18 protein-coding genes are annotated in these 19,250 nt (G+C 39.1%); all 18 read left to right on the forward strand.

What is annotated here, in order from left to right:
- Positions 1-177 precede the first annotated feature (177 nt).
- Entirely contained in the window at positions 178-2,010 is a 1,833-nt protein-coding gene (gene lepA, locus QYB95_RS17355) for a translation elongation factor 4 (protein WP_301139637.1), read from the forward strand.
- Between the two features lie 385 nt (positions 2,011-2,395).
- Complete coding sequence (locus tag QYB95_RS17360) at positions 2,396-2,725, forward strand: hypothetical protein (RefSeq protein WP_301139638.1); 330 nt, start codon at positions 2,396-2,398, stop codon at positions 2,723-2,725.
- Between the two features lie 146 nt (positions 2,726-2,871).
- A complete protein-coding gene (gene hemW, locus QYB95_RS17365; protein ID WP_301139639.1) occupies positions 2,872-4,017 on the forward strand; it encodes a radical SAM family heme chaperone HemW in 1,146 nt (381 codons plus the stop codon).
- Between the two features lie 90 nt (positions 4,018-4,107).
- Positions 4,108-5,142, forward strand: coding sequence for a heat-inducible transcriptional repressor HrcA (gene hrcA / locus QYB95_RS17370; RefSeq protein WP_301139640.1), 1,035 nt, complete (start codon positions 4,108-4,110; stop codon positions 5,140-5,142).
- 13 nt (positions 5,143-5,155) lie between these two features.
- Complete coding sequence (gene grpE, locus QYB95_RS17375; protein ID WP_301139641.1) at positions 5,156-5,725, forward strand: nucleotide exchange factor GrpE; 570 nt, start codon at positions 5,156-5,158, stop codon at positions 5,723-5,725.
- Positions 5,726-5,787: 62 nt separating this feature from the next.
- Positions 5,788-7,620 carry a molecular chaperone DnaK gene (gene dnaK / locus QYB95_RS17380; protein ID WP_301139642.1) on the forward strand — a complete coding sequence of 611 codons (1,833 nt, stop codon included), beginning with the start codon at positions 5,788-5,790 and terminating at the stop codon, positions 7,618-7,620.
- Positions 7,621-7,786: 166 nt separating this feature from the next.
- On the forward strand, positions 7,787-8,905 hold the full coding sequence (dnaJ, locus tag QYB95_RS17385) for a molecular chaperone DnaJ (protein ID WP_301139643.1): 1,119 nt from the start codon (positions 7,787-7,789) through the stop codon (positions 8,903-8,905).
- A gap of 76 nt (positions 8,906-8,981) precedes the next feature.
- Positions 8,982-9,920 (forward strand): 50S ribosomal protein L11 methyltransferase, encoded by a 939-nt coding sequence (gene prmA / locus QYB95_RS17390; RefSeq protein ID WP_301139644.1) that lies wholly within the window; start codon positions 8,982-8,984, stop codon positions 9,918-9,920.
- 356 nt (positions 9,921-10,276) lie between these two features.
- Positions 10,277-11,020, forward strand: a complete 744-nt coding sequence (locus QYB95_RS17395; RefSeq protein ID WP_301139645.1) for a 16S rRNA (uracil(1498)-N(3))-methyltransferase — start codon at positions 10,277-10,279, stop codon at positions 11,018-11,020.
- Positions 11,021-11,035: 15 nt separating this feature from the next.
- Positions 11,036-12,373: a tRNA (N(6)-L-threonylcarbamoyladenosine(37)-C(2))-methylthiotransferase MtaB gene (gene mtaB / locus QYB95_RS17400; RefSeq protein ID WP_301139646.1), complete on the forward strand. Its 1,338-nt coding sequence runs from the start codon at positions 11,036-11,038 to the stop codon at positions 12,371-12,373.
- A 193-nt stretch (positions 12,374-12,566) separates the two neighbouring features.
- Positions 12,567-13,235: a deoxyribose-phosphate aldolase gene (deoC, locus tag QYB95_RS17405; RefSeq protein ID WP_301139647.1), complete on the forward strand. Its 669-nt coding sequence runs from the start codon at positions 12,567-12,569 to the stop codon at positions 13,233-13,235.
- 109 nt (positions 13,236-13,344) lie between these two features.
- Complete coding sequence (gene rpsU / locus QYB95_RS17410; RefSeq protein ID WP_004227078.1) at positions 13,345-13,518, forward strand: 30S ribosomal protein S21; 174 nt, start codon at positions 13,345-13,347, stop codon at positions 13,516-13,518.
- A 318-nt stretch (positions 13,519-13,836) separates the two neighbouring features.
- Positions 13,837-15,162, forward strand: a complete 1,326-nt coding sequence (locus QYB95_RS17415; protein ID WP_301139648.1) for an NfeD family protein — start codon at positions 13,837-13,839, stop codon at positions 15,160-15,162.
- 2 nt (positions 15,163-15,164) lie between these two features.
- A complete protein-coding gene (gene floA / locus QYB95_RS17420; protein ID WP_301139649.1) occupies positions 15,165-16,163 on the forward strand; it encodes a flotillin-like protein FloA in 999 nt (332 codons plus the stop codon).
- 38 nt (positions 16,164-16,201) lie between these two features.
- On the forward strand, positions 16,202-16,645 hold the full coding sequence (locus QYB95_RS17425) for a hypothetical protein (protein WP_301139650.1): 444 nt from the start codon (positions 16,202-16,204) through the stop codon (positions 16,643-16,645).
- A gap of 169 nt (positions 16,646-16,814) precedes the next feature.
- Positions 16,815-17,069 carry a hypothetical protein gene (locus QYB95_RS17430; protein ID WP_301139651.1) on the forward strand — a complete coding sequence of 85 codons (255 nt, stop codon included), beginning with the start codon at positions 16,815-16,817 and terminating at the stop codon, positions 17,067-17,069.
- Positions 17,053-18,177: a sporulation protein YqfD gene (locus tag QYB95_RS17435; protein WP_301139652.1), complete on the forward strand. Its 1,125-nt coding sequence runs from the start codon at positions 17,053-17,055 to the stop codon at positions 18,175-18,177. Before QYB95_RS17430 ends, QYB95_RS17435 begins: the two co-directional genes overlap by 17 nt.
- Before the next feature lie 4 nt (positions 18,178-18,181).
- Entirely contained in the window at positions 18,182-19,138 is a 957-nt protein-coding gene (locus QYB95_RS17440; RefSeq protein ID WP_301139653.1) for a PhoH family protein, read from the forward strand.
- The last annotated feature ends 112 nt before the right edge of the window (positions 19,139-19,250 follow it).

Consider the following 19,250-nt stretch of genomic DNA (forward strand, 5'->3'; position numbering starts at 1 on the left):
AATTGTATATAGAACTTATAACAGGTTATCAATCGATCAGTACGAGCAACTGACTGATAAAGGTTAATGCCTCCAGCGTATCCCAAAGATCAAGTGAGTCCACTTATCTTTGGTTATTTCCGGCAGATGTCGGGAATGAATACGTAGGAGGCGTATTTGATTAGGAGTGGACACGACATGAATCGAGAAGAACGTTTAAAGCGACAACAAAACATAAGGAATTTTTCTATTATTGCCCATATCGATCACGGAAAATCTACATTAGCAGACCGTATTCTGGAAAAAACAAAATCCATTACTGCACGTGAAATGAAGGCTCAATTGTTGGATTCCATGGATTTGGAACGTGAAAGAGGAATAACAATCAAATTAAATGCCGTTCAGTTAAAATATGTGGCTAAAGACGGTGAAACTTATACATTCCATTTAATCGACACACCTGGACATGTCGATTTTACATATGAGGTTTCGCGAAGTTTGGCAGCTTGTGAAGGGGCTATTTTAGTAGTTGATGCGGCACAGGGAATCGAAGCACAAACACTTGCAAATGTTTATTTAGCACTTGATAATGACCTGGAAATCCTGCCGGTCATCAATAAAATCGATTTGCCTGCAGCCGATCCGGAACGTGTACGCGGGGAAGTTGAGGATGTTATTGGACTTGATGCCTCAGAAGCCGTACTTGCTTCTGCAAAAGCGGGCATCGGTATTGAAGAGATCCTGGAGCAAATCGTGGAAAAGGTGCCCGCTCCAGCCGGAGATCCGGAAGCCCCTCTTCAAGCGTTGATTTTCGATTCCGTTTACGATGCTTATAAAGGTGTTATTATTTCAATTCGTATCGTTAATGGAACAGTCAAAGCCGGGGACAAAATTCGCATGATGGCTACCGGGGCGGAGTTTGAAGTAATTGAAGTCGGGGTTCACACACCGAAATCAGTGCCTCAAGCCGAGCTTACGGTAGGGGATGTAGGGTACTTGACAGCATCCATCAAAAATGTTGGCGATACTCGAGTAGGGGATACAGTTACATTTGCCAACCGCCCTGCCGAAGCGCCGCTTGAAGGGTACCGTAAATTAAATCCTATGGTATATTGCGGTCTTTACCCGATTGATACTGCAAGATATAACGATTTGCGTGAAGCATTGGAAAAACTGGAGTTGAATGACTCAGCACTCCAATATGAACCGGAGACATCCCAGGCTTTAGGTTTTGGTTTCCGTTGCGGCTTCCTAGGATTGCTTCATATGGAAATCATCCAAGAGCGTATTGAACGTGAATTTAACATCGACCTAATTACGACGGCACCTTCTGTTATTTATGATGTGCATTTAACAGACGGGGAAGTTCTAAAAGTTGATAATCCGTCCATGATGCCTGACCCGCAAAAAATTGACCGTATAGAGGAACCTTACGTTAAAGCAACAATTATGGTTCCAAATGATTATGTAGGAGCGGTAATGGAGCTGTGCCAAATGAAACGCGGAAACTTCATGACCATGGATTATATTGATACGAGCCGTGTAAGTATAATTTATGAAATGCCGTTGTCTGAAATTGTGTATGATTTCTTTGATTTCCTAAAATCAAACACCAAGGGCTATGCTTCATTTGATTATGAGTTAATTGGCTATAAGCCATCCAAGCTAGTGAAGATGGATATTCTATTAAATGCCGAGCAAGTCGATGCATTAAGCTTTATCGTCCATCGAGACTTTGCGTATGAGCGTGGAAAAGTAATTGTTGAAAAATTAAAAGAGCTAATCCCGCGCCAGCAATTCGAAGTACCAATTCAAGCAGCAATCGGTCAAAAAATTGTTGCCCGCTCTACAATTAAAGCAATCCGTAAAAACGTACTGGCAAAATGTTATGGCGGTGACATCTCCCGAAAACGAAAACTTCTTGATAAGCAAAAAGAAGGTAAAAAGCGCATGAAACAAGTCGGTTCGGTAGAAGTTCCTCAAGAAGCATTCATGGCAGTATTGAAAATGGATGATAGCAATAAGAAATAATAAGTAGCACGCCAGAAACGATCGCAATTAAATAAATATGGCTATACAAGAGTCGATTTGCAGCATCGTGCTGCAAATTGGCTTTTTTGCAATATAACGCTACCGCTAAGTTTTTCAGGGCTAATTACACGAATTTGTAGAAGTTATTACCAATAAAACAGATTATCTACCTCTCATTAAGATAATCTGTTTTTTATTGCAACAATATTTCATATATTAAAATATAAAGAAAAAAAGTGTTTAATTATTGCTCTTTTAGAAATCTGATACCTATAGTACAATTTATCTAAATAAACCAATTGAACCACTATAATTTGTTATTTATTGGTATTTATATCGATTTTTCAGCTTCATATGAAAAAACAGCGAAGGAGATGTATGATAGGTGAATAATAATATAGTAGAGGTAGCAATTCCTGAATGGTTTGAGAATGATGAATTAGTAGCACTGACAACAATTGTTGATGAACAAGATGCTACAGTCGGGGTTTTGTTGGCAGGAGACAATTTGGATAAGCATAGACCGTATCTGCCGGTCGTACGTGTGTATTCAATCACGCTACAAAATGGAAAGTATGAATTTACAAAAGAGATGAGTGCATTTTCTTTTAATTCAAAAGAAGAAGCAATCAACTTCACAACGAAATTCTCTAGCTATACAACAATTAACCTGTTTGTCGACTTACTTAAAAAACAAATTAATATTGCCATCTAAAATTTTTGAGGTCTGAATATCTTCAGATCTCTTTTTTTTTATTGAACATCCTTTATTGTACTGATTTGGTGCCATTAAATTGAATTTTTATCATGAAAGGGTACAATAGAGGGATACGATATTTCTTAAGAAAGAAGGGATTTCTAATGGCTCGAGGTGTTTACATACATATTCCTTTCTGTCATCAAATTTGTAATTATTGTGACTTCAACAAAGTCTTTTTTAAAAATCAACCGGTAGATGAGTATATAGAAGCAGTTGGTAAGGAGATTGAAATGAGTGTCAGGAAAGCACCGGAGCAATTTCAGGATATTGAAACAATCTTTCTGGGCGGCGGTACCCCTACTGCACTTTCAGCTGAACAAATTGCAAGGCTATTGCACCATATAAATACGTTGCTCCCAACAAAGCAACTTGTAGAATTTAGTTCCGAAGCAAATCCGGACGAATTATCAGCGGATAAATTGGAGGCATTGATTCATGGCGGTGTAAATCGGTTGAGTATGGGCGTTCAATCCTTTGACCAGAAGCTGCTTGAAAAAATTGGGCGCACACATTCAAACGAGCATGTTTTTGAAACCATTAAACAAGCCAAAAAAGTAGGCTTTGAGAACATAAGCATTGATTTAATGTATGGTCTCCCTGGCCAATCAATGGAGCAATGGGAAGATACGTTGGAGAAAGCGTTGGAGCTGGATCTTCCTCACTATTCAGCATATTCCTTAATTGTTGAACCAAAAACCATTTTTTATATCCAGTACGCAAAAGGAAAGCTGAACTTGCCAACTGAGGACTTGGAAGCCGACATGTATGACCTATTGATGCGACGTATGGAAGAAAAAGAAAAGAAACAATACGAAATAAGTAATTTTGCGATAGAAGGCCATAGATCAACACATAATAAAATTTATTGGGATAACGATGAATATGCTGGGTTTGGTGCGGGTGCCCATGGTTATCTTATGGGAAATCGCTATTCAAATCACGGCCCAATAAAAAAATATATTGAAACAATTAAAAATAACGAACAGCCAATTCTTCATAGACATGAAGTTACAAATGAAGAAAAATGTGAAGAACAGATGTTTTTAGGTTTGAGGAAAAATGAAGGGGTATTGTTTAATGAGTTTGAATCAAAGCTCGGTATTTCCATGAAAGAACTGTATGGAAAAGAAATAGCAAAACTTGTTAAAGAAGAGCTATTAATTGAAGATGATAAGGGTGTCAGACTAAGTCGTAAGGGCCGCTTTGTCGGTAACGAAATCTTCCAGCAATTTTTATTGGGAGAATAGAGCGATTCCGTTGACATCATATAAGAGATTTGATAATTTAATAATAGTATTAGCACTCTGTGTTAATGAGTGCTAACAGAGGTGATGACAATGCTAACGAATCGACAATTACAAATATTGCAAGTAATCGTTGATGATTTTGTTACTTCAGCTCAACCAGTAGGATCACGCCAAATTTCAAAAAAAGATTGGATTACATCTAGCCCGGCGACAATCCGTAACGAAATGGCCGATTTAGAAGAACTGGGATTTATAGAAAAAACCCATACATCTTCAGGTCGTGTACCATCTGAAAAGGGTTATCGATTTTATGTAGATCATTTATTGCAGCCGATCTCTATGTCGAACCGAGAAATTGGCTTATTTCAATCTATTTTCAAAAATCAAATTGTAGAAATGGAACAAGTAATCCGTGAATCTGCTAACATTTTGTCTGATTTAACTTCCTACACAACGATTTTACTTGGACCTAATGTAAGTAAACATCGGGTAAAAAGATTTCAAATAGTCCCTCTATCAGAACAAACTGCAGTCGCAATCATTGTTACGGATAACGGACATGTTGAAAATCGCACAATTACACTCCCGCAAGGATTTGCTCCTTCAGATATTGAAAAAACAGTCAATATTCTGAACGAACGATTAGTGGGTGTTTCATTATTAGAGCTGCAAAGCAGACTGGAATTGGAAACTTTTAATGTTTTAAGGCAACACGTAAACACGGCAGATTCCTTTATTCAGTCATTAAGGAATGTCGCTACCTTCCAAAATGAGGGCAAGATTTATTTTGGCGGGAAAACAAATATGTTAAATCAGCCAGAGTTCCACGATTTAAATAAAGTTCGGGCACTCATGGAAATGATGGAAAAGGAAAGCCAAGTAATTTCTTTGTTCCATCGTGAAGACACGGGCATTCATATTCGAATAGGTTCTGAGAATAACCATATCGTTATGGATGATTTAAGTGTTATAACAGCGTCATACTCTGTAGGTAATGACCAAGAAGGGTCCATTGCAATCATAGGCCCCAAAAGAATGGATTATCAACGTGTTGTGTCGCTGCTTGATGTGATGCGAAGTGGACTTTCACGTGCACTTTCAAATAAAGTTAATGATGGGTTATAAGGAGGAAACATTCGTGTCTGAAACTACGGAAAACAAAGAGCAACTTGAAGAAGTAAACAACCAAGTAAATGAAGAAGCACAGAGCGGTACAGAAACAAATGAGCAAGCAGAATTATCCCAAGAGGAGCAATTAAACAAGAAAATTGCGGAACTTGAAGCAAAGCTTGAAGAAGAAGAAAGTCGCTACTTGCGTCTGCGAGCTGACTTCGATAATATGCGTCGTCGCTCACAGTTGGACCGTGAAGCTTCTGAAAAATATCGAGCTCAAAAGTTGCTGACAGAACTGTTGCCGGTTATCGACAACTTGGACCGTGCTTTGCAGGTTGAAGTAAGTTCTGATGATGCCGTTTCCCTTTTTAAAGGAATTGAAATGGTATACAAAACATTGATTGATGCAACAAAACAAGAAGGCTTGGAGTTGATTCCTGCCGAGGGAGAGGCATTTGATCCGAATGTTCATCAAGCAGTGATGCAAGAATCAGACCCGGAGAAGGAAACTGGTGTTGTGTTAAGAGAGCTTCAAAAAGGCTATAAATTGAAAGATCGTGTTTTGCGGCCATCTATGGTCTCAGTAAACGAATAATTCAGAATGTATATGTGGAACACACAAATTTTGTGTTTAAATATTAGGAGGAAAAATTTAAAATGAGCAAAATTATTGGTATTGACTTAGGTACAACAAACTCTTGTGTAGCAGTTTTAGAAGGCGGCGAACCAAAAGTAATTCCAAATCCAGAAGGCAATCGTACAACTCCTTCAGCTGTGTCATTTAAAAATGGAGAAAAACAAGTTGGGGAAGTAGCAAAACGTCAATCAATTACAAACCCTAACACTATTTTGTCAATCAAATCAAAAATGGGTACTTCGGAAAAAGTTACTGTTGAGGGGAAAGATTATACTCCTCAAGAAGTATCAGCGATGATTCTACAATACTTAAAAGGTTATGCTGAAGATTACTTAGGTGAAGCAGTTACAAAAGCTGTAATTACAGTTCCTGCCTACTTCAATGATGCGCAGCGCCAAGCAACAAAAGATGCTGGTAAAATTGCAGGTCTTGAAGTAGAACGTATTATTAACGAACCAACAGCAGCAGCACTAGCTTATGGGTTGGATAAACAAGATCAAGACCAAAAAATCCTTGTATTTGACCTTGGTGGCGGTACATTCGACGTTTCAATCCTTGAATTAGGAGACGGAGTATTCGAAGTGTTGGCAACAGCCGGTGATAACAAACTTGGTGGGGATGACTTCGACCAAAAAGTAATTGACTTCCTAGTTGAAGAATTCAAAAAAGATAATGGCGTTGATTTATCAAAAGATAAAATGGCAATGCAACGTTTAAAAGATGCTGCCGAAAAAGCGAAAAAAGACTTATCAGGCGTAACATCTACACAAGTTTCATTACCATTCATTACTGCAGGAGCGGATGGCCCACTTCACTTGGAAGTGAACTTAACTCGTGCAAAATTCGATGAAATTACTCGTGACTTGGTAGAACGTACGATTATTCCGACTCGTCAAGCTCTAAAAGATGCTGGCCTTAATGCATCTGATTTAGATAAAGTTATTCTTGTTGGTGGATCAACTCGTATTCCTGCTGTTCAAGAAGCTGTGAAGAAAGAAACAAACCAAGATCCACACCGTGGCGTTAACCCAGACGAAGTAGTAGCAATGGGTGCTGCTGTTCAAGGTGGTGTGTTGACAGGTGATGTGAAAGACATCGTATTACTTGACGTAACTCCACTTTCACTTGGAATTGAAACAATGGGTGGCGTGTTCACGAAATTAATCGAACGCAACACAACAATCCCGACTTCAAAATCACAAGTGTTCTCAACAGCTGCAGATAACCAACCTGCTGTAGATATTCACGTGCTGCAAGGTGAACGTCCAATGGCTGCAGACAACAAAACTCTAGGTCGCTTCCAATTAGCGGATATTCCACCAGCTCCACGTGGCGTACCTCAAATTGAAGTAACATTCGATATTGATAAAAATGGTATCGTATCTGTTAAGGCGAAAGACTTAGGTACACAAAAAGAGCAAACAATTGTTATCCAATCCGATTCTGGTTTAACGGACGATGATATCGAACGTATGGTAAAAGAAGCGGAAGCTAACGCTGAAGCAGACGCTAAACGTAAAGAAGAAGCAGAACTGCGCAATGAAGCGGACCAATTAGTTTTCCAAGTTGACAAAACGATTGCTGATCTTGGTGAGCAAATCACGGAAGATGAGAAAAAATCAGTGGAAGATGCAAAAGAAGAATTGAAAAAAGCATTGGAAGCTGGTGAAATCGAAGGAATTAAATCTTCAAAAGAAAAACTTGAGGGTGTACTACAACCTTTAGTTATGAAAGTATATGAACAAGCAGCAGCGGCTGCACAAGCTGCACAAGGTGAAGCAGAAGCAGGTCCAGATAAAAAAGATGACGGCGTTGTAGATGCTGACTTTGAAGAAGTAAAAGACGATAAATAAGGTCTGTAGTCGTTTATAGATGAAAGTAGAAAAAGTCAAAGCCGAACATACGGACTTTGACTTTTTCATTGTCATTGCAAAAGTAGCTAAATAAAATCAATCTTCATATACAGTACTATACGAACATGTTAAAATATACGTTATGAAAAAGAGCGGAGTGTGACAGATGAGTAAACGCGATTACTATGAAGTGCTTGGCGTTAGTAAAACTGCAAGTAAAGATGATATAAAGAAAGCCTACCGAAAACTCTCAAAGCAGTATCATCCGGATATCAATAAAGAACCTGGAGCAGATGAAAAATTCAAGGAAATAGCGGAAGCCTATGAAGTGTTGAGCGATGATGCAAAACGTTCACAATACGATCAATTCGGTCATGAAGCACCGAACCAAGGCGGATTTGGCGGTTTCGGAGGATCAGGATTTGGTGGGTTTGAAGATATTTTCAGTTCGTTCTTCGGCGGAGGTGGACGTCGTTCCGATCCAAACGCCCCTAGAAAAGGCGATGACCTGCAATACCGAATGAATATCTCTTTTGAGGATGCAGTATTTGGTAAGCAAACAGAGATAGAAATACCTAAAGAAGAAACATGTGATACTTGTAGCGGGTCGGGTGCAAAACCTGGAACTAGTGTGAAAACTTGTACGACATGTAATGGGGCAGGTCAGGTAAACCAAGCAGTTGAAACACCATTTGGCCGGATGGTAAACCGTCGAACATGTAATACTTGTCATGGTACTGGTAAAATTATTCCGGAAAAATGTACAACTTGCCATGGTTCGGGAACTGTGCAAAAACGCAAAAAAATCAAAGTAACAATTCCTGCAGGTGTTGATGATGGTCAACAATTGCGTGTGACTGGTCAAGGTGAGCCGGGTATCAACGGAGGTCCTTCAGGTGATTTATACATCGTCTTCAACGTAAAAGACCATGAATACTTTGAACGAGATGGCGACGATATTTATTATGAATTAAAACTAACATTCCCACAGGCTTCCCTTGGTGATGAAATTGAAGTACCAACGATTCACGGGAAGGTAAAACTGAAAATTCCGGCTGGTACACAATCGGGTGCCCAATTCCGCATTAAGGATAAAGGTGTTAAGAATGTCCATGGCTATGGAACAGGGCATCAATATGTCATCGTTAAAGTAATGACGCCTACAAAACTGACGGAGAAACAAAAACAACTGCTGCGTGATTTTGCAGAAATTAGTGGTGATATCCCGGAAGAACATAGCAGTTCATTGTTTGATAAAATTAAAAAAACATTTAAAGGTGAGTAATGGAATAATTGGTGCCCGTATTTGGGCGCTAAAGCTTTGCTGCCCTGGAAACAAATTTTAGAGGAGCTGATTGCAAGTGAAATGGACAGAATTGTCGGTTTTAACAACAAACGAAGCGGTTGAAGCAATTTCGAATATTTACCATGAGGCAGGCGCTAGTGGTGTTGTCATTGAAGATTCAACAGAAATGGAGAAAGAAAGAGTAGATCAATTTGGCGAGATTTATGATTTAAACCCAAATGATTTCCCGGCAAGTGGGGTTATCGTAAAAGCCTATTTGCCAGTGTCTAGTTTTTTGGCAGAAACTGTTGAAGAAATTAAACTTGCAATCGCGAATCTTGAGAATTTTGATATTAATCTCGGGGATAATGTTTTCACTATGTGTGAAGTCCATGAGGAAGATTGGGCAACAGCCTGGAAGCAATATTATCACCCAGTGAAAATTTCGGAAAGATTTACAATTGTTCCAACTTGGGAAGAATATACACCTGTAAACACCGACGAGCTGATTATCGAGCTGGATCCTGGTATGGCATTTGGTACTGGTACACATCCTACTACAGTAATGTGCTTGCAAGCATTAGAAAAAGTAGTGAATGAAGGAGATTCCGTGGTAGATGTTGGAACCGGTTCTGGTGTATTGGCGATAGCTGCGGCAATGCTTGGTGCAAAGAAAGTTCATGCGCTGGATTTAGATGCAGTTGCTGTTAAATCTGCAAATGAAAACATTGTACATAACAAGGTACAGCAAATTGCTGAAGTTCATCAAGGAAATCTATTGGATACAGTTACAGAACCAGCAGACGTGGTCGTTGCGAATATCTTGGCCGAGATCATTATGACGTTCACCGACGATGCCTTTTCAATTGTGAAACCTGGTGGGCTCTATGTGACTTCTGGTATAATTAATGCGAAAAAAGATGATGTAAAAAAAGCATTGGCAGGTTCAGGATTTATTATTGAGGAAGTGTTAATGATGGAAGATTGGGTTGCCATCATTGCCCGACGACCATAAACGACAAAGGAGTTGTCCCAATAATAAGGGGCAGCTCCTTGCTTTTTTAGACGATATCCAAAAATTAATAAATCGACAATTAAGAATTTATTACAGTGTCTAGCTGCAGGTGCTAGCTCCTCAGGCAATTAACAATCGCCTGCAAGGACAAAAGAGCGTCCTTTTGTCGATTTTTACGTAGCACATGGATGTGCAAGTGCCGACAATGCCACAGGATGTGGCGTTTTTGTCGGCCAATTGTTGGGGCTCACACGGCGTGAGTCATGCCGACGATGCAACAGGACGTTGCGTTCTCGTCGACGCGAAGGCTTGCGCGAGCGGCATCCGTTTTTCTTATAAACTATAGGAGGTACATAATGCAACGCTATTTTGTACGGGAACCCTTTAATGAACTGCAAGAACTAACAATAACAGGAGAAAACGCTCGTCATATTTCCAAAGTAATGCGCATGGAAACCGGTGAGCAAGTGATCGTCGTTCATGATGATACAGCATTTATATGTGAAATCGTTTCAATAGGTCAAGATGTTGTTGTAAAACAAACAGGCAGAACGATACCCTCCCCTGAAATGCCGATAAAAGTCGATATTGCATGCGGATTGCCAAAAGGGGATAAACTTGAGCTGATTGCCCAAAAAGCTACCGAGCTTGGCATGCATGCGTTAATTCCTTTTAGTGCTGAACGTTCGATTGTAAAATGGGACGAGAAAAAAGGCGAGAAAAAAACAGAACGTCTACAAAAAATAGCCCAAGAAGCTGCAGAGCAATCGCATAGAACCTATATTCCTGCTATTATGAATCCTGTCTCCTTTAAGCAGCTGCTAAAGCTTGTTTCTGAATATGATCAGGTGTTTATTGCTGATGAAGAAGATGCGAAGAAAGAAACGCGAACAAGATTTGCAGATAAACTTAAAAAAGTGTATGATAATGAATCGAAGTCGATTTTATTAATTTTCGGTCCCGAAGGTGGCATTTCAAGAAACGAAGCTAAAAGCTTATTAGAAGCTGGAGCGGAAACAATGTCACTCGGACCAAGAATATTACGAGCAGAAACAGCACCACTTTATGCGTTATCTGCGATATCATATGAATTTGAATGAAAGAGGTGTTAGCCAGTGTCAAAAGTGGCTTTTCATACTTTAGGCTGTAAAGTAAACCATTATGAAACTGAAAGTATTTGGCAGCTTTTTAAAGAACAAGGATATGAACGTACTGAATTTGAACAACAAGCAGACGTTTATGTAATAAATACATGTACGGTAACGAATACGGGAGATAAAAAATCACGTCAGGTTATTCGTCGTGCTGTCCGTCAAAATCCGGATGCGGTTATTTGTGTAACAGGATGCTATGCCCAAACATCACCAGCAGAAATTATGGCGATTCCAGGGGTTGATATTGTTGTGGGAACGCAAGATCGCCAAAAAATGTTGGGATATATCGAACAATATAAAGTAGAACGCCAACCGATTAATGCGGTAGGAAACATTATGAAAAACCGTGTTTATGAAGAATTGGATGTTCCTTATTTTACGGACCGTACACGTGCATCCTTAAAAATCCAGGAAGGATGCAACAACTTTTGTACATTCTGTATTATTCCTTGGGCGCGTGGCTTAATGCGTTCACGTGATCCACAGGAAGTAATCCGCCAAGCCCAACAGCTGGTTGATGCGGGTTATCTGGAAATCGTCTTGACTGGTATCCATACAGGTGGATACGGACAGGATTTTAAAGATTATAACTTGGCACAGTTGCTTCGCGATCTCGAAGCAAATGTAAAAGGCTTAAAACGACTACGTATTTCTTCAATAGAAGCTTCACAATTAACGGACGAAGTAATTGAAGTATTAAAGAATTCTAATATTGTGGTACGCCATTTACACATTCCCATTCAATCGGGTTCGGACACAGTGTTAAAACGTATGCGACGTAAATATACAATGGAATTCTTCGCGGAGCGTTTAGAACGCTTAAATGAAGCTTTACCTGACTTAGCTATTACATCTGATGTCATAGTTGGATTCCCGGGTGAAACGGAAGAGGAGTTCATGGAAACATTCAACTTTATAGCAAAACATAAGTTTGCAGAGCTGCATGTTTTCCCGTTCTCTAAACGAACTGGTACACCTGCTGCACGAATGGAAGACCAGGTTAATGAAGATGTGAAAAACGAACGTGTGCATCGCTTACTTACTCTTAACGATCAATTAGCAAAAGAATATGCTTCCCGATTTGAAGGTGAAGTGCTGGAAGTGATTCCGGAAGAACAATACAAAGAAGCAGATCAAGAAAATCTAATTGTCGGATACACTGACAACTATCTTCGTGTTGTATTTGAAGGAAACGAAGAGATGATTGGTAAACTTGTTAAGGTGAAAGTGCTTAAAGCAGGTTATCCATACTGTGAAGGTCAATTTGTACGCGTATTGGAAGAACAAGTTCAAGCATAATCATAAAACGGCAAAATCTTAAAGGGTTTTGCCGTTTTTGTATGTATAAAATGAATTAAGTATCATTTCAAACGAATAAAAACGATAAACCATGGAAAATAGTGTTCATTTGAAATTATCTGTCATTTCACAATAATTTACTTTAATGGTATTATGGGAGAGGTACGTACAACTATAAAAAAGGAGTAATTTCATGACTCAAAATTACGCTGCAATGATCGATCATACTTTATTAAAAGCCGAAACAACAAAAGTTCAAATCGAAAAACTTTGTGAAGAAGCACTAAAATATGAATTCGCTTCGGTATGTGTTAATCCTGCCTGGGTTAAAAAATCAAGTGAATTATTAGCAGGTTCAAAAGTTAAAGTTTGTACAGTGATTGGCTTCCCTTTAGGGGCAACTACTCCTCAAGCGAAAGCATTTGAAACAAGAAATGCCATTGAAAATGGTGCGGGTGAAATAGATATGGTAATCAATATCGGCGCATTAAAAGATGGTGATTATGAACTTGTACTAGAAGACATTAAGGCAGTTGTAGCTGCTGCAAATGGGACTTTAGTAAAAGTGATTATCGAAACTTCTCTTTTAACCGATGAAGAAAAAGTGAAAGCGTGTGAGTTATCTGTGGAGGCTGGAGCTGACTTTGTTAAAACTTCAACCGGGTTTTCAACAGGCGGGGCAAATGCAGAGGATGTAGCCCTAATGAGAAAAACAGTAGGGCCAGAAATTGGCGTAAAAGCTTCAGGGGGCGTACGAAGCCTGGAAGATATGCAAAAAATGATTGAAGCCGGTGCTACGCGAATTGGGGCAAGCTCTGGTGTAGCAATCATGAACGGCTTAATTTCAGATTCCAACTATTAATTTTAATATTGGTGTTGACTATAGTTGGACAATACGATATAATTCTTTAGTACACAACTAACATATGTTGATTGTGTATTGACGTGTGTTCGGAGGGAGGGAAAGAGAGATGTCAAAAACTGTCGTTAGAAAAAACGAATCGCTTGAAGATGCTCTTCGCCGCTTCAAACGTACTGTATCTAAAAGTGGTACTATTCAAGAAGTTAGAAAACGCGAATTTTACGAAAAACCAAGCGTAAAACGTAAAAAGAAATCAGAAGCTGCACGTAAACGTAAGTGGTAATTTCCTAACAAATCCCTACGTTCATAACACGCAATTTTATGATTCATCAAGGTGAAAACTGATATACCCTAGTATTTGTTCCAAACAAATACTAGGGTATTTTGCATTTCATAAAGAAAATAATATAGAAGTATTATGATCATGATTCAATGTTTTATTAATGAGATTTTTGTAAAATTACAATAATCTTATATTGAATAAATTACATGTAAAAACATACGTTTTTTTGAAACTTTCTTGTTATTCATTCGTAAATAAAATTGAACTACATAATTTTAAGGATATTCATAATCAATTACTACAAAAAGGAGGGGTGAGATGAGAAAAACGAGAACTTTTAGTTGGATTCTTTTGTGCATGATTTCCTTTTCTTTGCTTCTTCCGAGTCTTTCAGCAGTAGCAAGCGGAAAGGTTTATCATGTGCCGCTTGAAAATGAAGTAGAAGACGGCTTAAAGGCTTTTCTGCAAAGAGCTTTTACGGAGGCTGCTGAAATAGGGGCAGAAAGAATTATTTTGGAAATAAATACACCGGGTGGTTATGTCACATCCGCAGAAGAAATAGGAGATCTTATTGATAACTCCCCAATCAAAGTAGTGGCTTTTATTAATTCGAAAGCGTTATCAGCTGGAGCTTATTTAGCTTTGCATGCTGATGAAATCTACATGGTTCCAACCGCTACAATGGGTGCTGCCGCAATTATTGATGGTGCCGGCAATGCTGCCGATGAAAAACGAAACAGCTACTGGATCGGTGAAATGGTGGCAGCTGCGGAAGCTAATGAGAGAGATCCAAAATTTGCGCGAGCTATGGCAGATAAGACAGTCGACTTGCCAGAGTATAGGGCACCTGAAGGCAAATTGTTAACGTTCACTGCCGAAGAAGCTCTTAAAGAAAAATATTCGGAAGGTACTGTAGCTGATTTGGATGAACTCCTTGAAAAGCTTAATCTGGGGGATAGTGAAGTCGTTTCAATTGAACCAACATTCGCTGAAAAACTGGCGAGATTCATTACAAATCCAATTGTGGTAACACTATTGCTATCAATAGGCTGTCTTGGGTTAGTTCTTGAATTGTTTTCTCCTGGTTTTGGATTTCCAGGGCTCATTGGTCTTTCTTCATTCGGTCTATTTTTCTTTGGCCATACAGTAGCCGGCTTGGCTGGTTATGAATCTGTATTTATATTTGTGATAGGTTTGGCTTTACTTGTGGCTGAATTGTTTGTACCGGGTGGAATAGTAGGTATTATTGGTGGAGCACTTATGATAATCAGTATATTATTTGCTGGGGAAAGTGTGGTTCATATGGCATATTCCATTTTAATCGCTGTGTTTATTGCAATAATAGGAATGGTGATCGTGATGAAATTCTTTGGAAAAAATCTTCATGTCTTTAATAAGCTGATTTTAAGAGATGCTACGACAACGGAAGAGGGATACGTTTCAAATGTAAATCGTATTGATCTATTAGGGAAGATTGGTGATTCCATAACACCCCTTCGTCCGTCCGGAACAATACTTGTCGGCAATGAGAGAATTGATGCAGTGTCGGAAGGTGGCTATATTGAAGCCAATCGAAAAGTGGAAGTCATTCAGGTAGAAGGCTCACGAATCATAGTAAGAGAAACGAAAAAAGGAGTGGAATAATTATGTTCTTTGATGCAGCAGCTATAAGTCTAATCGTAACAATTGTTCTGATTATTATTGTTTTGTCCGTTATTTTAACAATTGTCCCGGTTGCACTATGGATTAGTGCCATTGCAGCGGGTGTACGTGTTAGTATTTTCACATTAGTTGGGATGAGGCTACGCCGGGTTATCCCTGCAAGAATTGTAAACCCTTTAATTAAGGCGCACAAAGCAGGTCTGGACGTTTCAATTAACCAGCTGGAATCACACTATTTGGCAGGTGGTAATGTAGACCGTGTCGTTAATGCATTGATAGCTGCTCAACGTGCAAATATAGAGCTATCCTTTGAACGTGCAGCAGCAATCGATCTAGCGGGACGTGACGTATTAGAGGCTGTGCAAATGTCCGTAAATCCTAAAGTAATCGAGACACCATTTATTGCTGGTGTAGCCATCAATGGTATCGAGGTAAAAGCAAAAGCAAGAATTACAGTACGTGCTAACTTAGATCGTCTAGTTGGGGGTGCTGGGGAAGATACAATTATTGCACGTGTAGGTGAAGGGATCGTTTCTACGATTGGTTCGTCGGAGAGTCATTCAAAAGTATTGGAAAACCCTGACCTTATTTCTCAAACGGTACTTTCTAAAGGGTTGGACTCAGGAACTGCATTTGAGATTCTATCTATTGATATCGCGGATGTTGATGTTGGCAAGAACATTGGTGCAGAGCTCCAAATCGAACAGGCACAAGCCGACAAGAACATTGCCCAAGCGAAAGCGGAAGAACGCCGTGCAATGGCCGTAGCCAACGAGCAGGAAATGGTGGCTAAGGTCCAGGAAATGAAAGCGAAAGTGGTTGAGGCAGAGGCACAGGTACCATTAGCGATGGCTGAGGCTTTGCGAAACGGAAACTTTGGCGTTATGGATTATATGAACTTCCAAAATATCCAGGCAGATACATCAATGAGAGATTCTATCTCGAAAGTTACAACTGATAAACCAGATCCAAACCAAAAATAAACGCAGGTACACACCTTAAGAAGGGAGTGTGAAGCTAGATGGAAGGCATTATTATGATGGTGGTTTTGTTCATTATCAGTTCTATCTTAGGTGCAGCCAAAAACAAACCCCAAAACCAAAAGGCGATGCCGCCTTTTAATAATCAACCGACAAAGCATAGTTATGATTTGCCGAAGCAACCTGAGCAAAGAAAATCACTTGAGGATTTCGCTGGTGAGGTGTTTCAGCAACTAAGCGACAAATCACGCCATAATCAGCCGATTGAAAAAGAAGTTGTTGCCAAGCAGACCGTACCAAAGATAAGGCCGGTCCTAGATGGAAATCGTTCATCCAATCGCAGTTCTGCTACTTCTTTAAAAACTCAGGCCGATCCGATTAAGCAAAATGAGATTGGGAGTTTAGTGCCGACCACCAGGAATGCATTGGTGCAGGCTATTATTACCACTGAAATTTTGGCTCCTCCAAAAGCGAAGCGAAAGTAAGTAATTCCAAGCGGAATTTTGGCTGGATTAAATTTGGTTTACTATAATTTAACAGAAAATTTTTTCTGGGAAGGATTGCTTAAAGCTAGTTTTGAAAAAACTGCACTGAAATTTATACATGCCCCCCTTTTTCCAAGCATATACTTTTGCGAAAGGGGGGCATTTTTAATTGAAAAAACTATTCCAAACAGACCCATTAATAGAAATAGTAAATAATAAACAGCTGCGATTGTTTGGCACATATAAATTTTTGGAAGCTTCTGAACAGCATTGTTCGTTTATATATGAGGATTATTCTATTTTAATTAAAGCAAGCCGTGTACATATAGATGTATTGAAAGAGGTTGAATTTATAATACATGTTGAAAATTTGTTGTCAATCGAGATGAAGAGACAGGTGAATGATTATGAAAAAATTCGATAATCGACCTGTGGAAATTCGCTTGAGTCGATCAAATGGAGCGCATGCATTTATACAAAACCTGCATTCGAAAGGTGTAAAGATAAAAAACCTTAAGCACCTCGAAAATGAAATTCGTTTCGAGATGATAAGAAAAGATATAAAAATTGTACGCGAGGTTCGAAAAAAATATCGGGTCAAAGTAAAAATACAATACTTGCAGGTGTCCCGAATCTTCCAGAAAAATAGTTGGACGGCTATTGGACTGCTCCTGTTAATTATAATACCGATCATTGCTTCGCAATTTGTTTGGGATGTCAATGTGGAAGCCGAAACGCCGGAGTTGCGGGTTGCTGTTGAAAAAGTAATTAAGGATAAACTTTCCTTAGATAAACCGAAAATGAAAGGGCGTGTGAAATCCGATTTTGAGATACGGCAAACGATTATGGAGGAGTTAAGAGATTTATCTTGGGTACACATACTAAAAACAGGCAGCAGCATGACAATTGTACCTCAGCTTGCCCCTATAACGGATAACAAGAAAAATACGACCGATGCCAAAAATCACTTAATCGCTACAAAAAGTGGCGTTATTACACATTTTGAAATTTCTAGTGGAGAACGTCGTGTTTTGCCGAATACAACAGTATATAAAGGGGATACACTTGTATCAGGAGTAATCACGGTTGGCGATAAATCCGTTGTTGTTGGCGCTTCGGGAGAAGTGTACGCTGACTACTGGCTGGAAACCGAATTTTCAATTCCCAAGCAAATCCAATTCGTTTCTGCAAGTAGTAAAGAATGGACTTTTGATTTCAAAATAAATAATGAAAAGGAGCAAGGAAAATCGTTACAAAGGGTCGATTTACCGGAATGGCTTTCAAGATTTGTGGAAATCAAAAAGACTCAAAAGTACATCACTGTTACGGAAGAGATCTCAGAAGAACAAATCGAGTCGTTTATCTTGCCTCTATTGCACGAAAAAATCTTAAAATCTTTGCCTCCCAAAACGATTATAAAAAAGGAAAACATTTTGCACGTTTCATTCGATGATGATAAAGTGAAAGGGAAAGTCCTATTTTTGGTAAATGAAAATATTGCAAAAAACTACCCAATTGACCAAGGAGATTGATTTAATGGCAGAACAATTATCAGAATTACAAGTTGAAAATCCAAATGAAGCAGTTATGCTACTTGGAATGAGTGATGCTAATTTAAAACTGATAGAAGAAACATTTCACGTTCAAATAATTACCCGTGGAGAAGTGATTCAAATTGCAGGCAGCGAACCACAAAAACAACATGCGAAGGATTTATTGCATGCTCTTTTAAAAGTCATTCGAAAAGGGGTTAATATCGATCTGCGAGATGTGGCAACAGCAATCGAAATGGTGAATAAAGGGACGATCGAATATTTTGCAGAGTTATATGAAGAAGAGATTGCAAGAAATTATAAGGGAAAGCCAATCCGTGCTAAAACAATCGGACAGCGGGAGTACATAAGAGCGATTCGCCACCATGATCTCGTGTTCGGAATTGGGCCGGCAGGTACGGGAAAAACGTATATTGCCGTGGTCATGGCCACGCAAGCTTTAAAGAATGGTCATGTAAAGCGAATCATTTTAACAAGACCAGCTGTTGAAGCCGGGGAATCATTAGGGTTCCTGCCGGGGGACTTAAAGGAGAAGGTAGACCCGTATTTAAGACCGCTTTATGATGCGTTGCATGACATTTACGGACAAGAACAAACACAAAGACTGATTGAGCGCGGAACAATTGAAATTGCTCCTCTTGCTTATATGCGCGGTCGAACTTTGGATGATGCTTTTGTTATATTGGATGAAGCGCAAAATACTACTCACATGCAGATGAAGATGTTTTTAACTCGTTTAGGGTTTGGCTCCAAAATGGTCATAACGGGTGATAAAACTCAAATTGACTTGCCAAAAAATACGGAATCCGGCTTAATCATCGCTGAACGTAGTTTGAAGTATTTAAAAGATATTCATTTCCAGATTCTGGAGGCAGGCGACGTTGTGCGTCATCCATTGGTAGCCAAGATTATACAATCATATACTGACCAAGAATTATAAGTTTAAGCTAAAAATTGTAAACTGAGTTGGTAATCTTAAAAATGTGTACGTTTATCGTGCACATTTTTTATTTTTTGGCAGGATTCCATGAAATAATATTCATAAATTGGTA

Origin of the sequence: Ureibacillus aquaedulcis, assembly GCF_030418165.1 — a bacterium.
Classification (GTDB): domain Bacteria; phylum Bacillota; class Bacilli; order Bacillales_A; family Planococcaceae; genus Ureibacillus; species Ureibacillus aquaedulcis.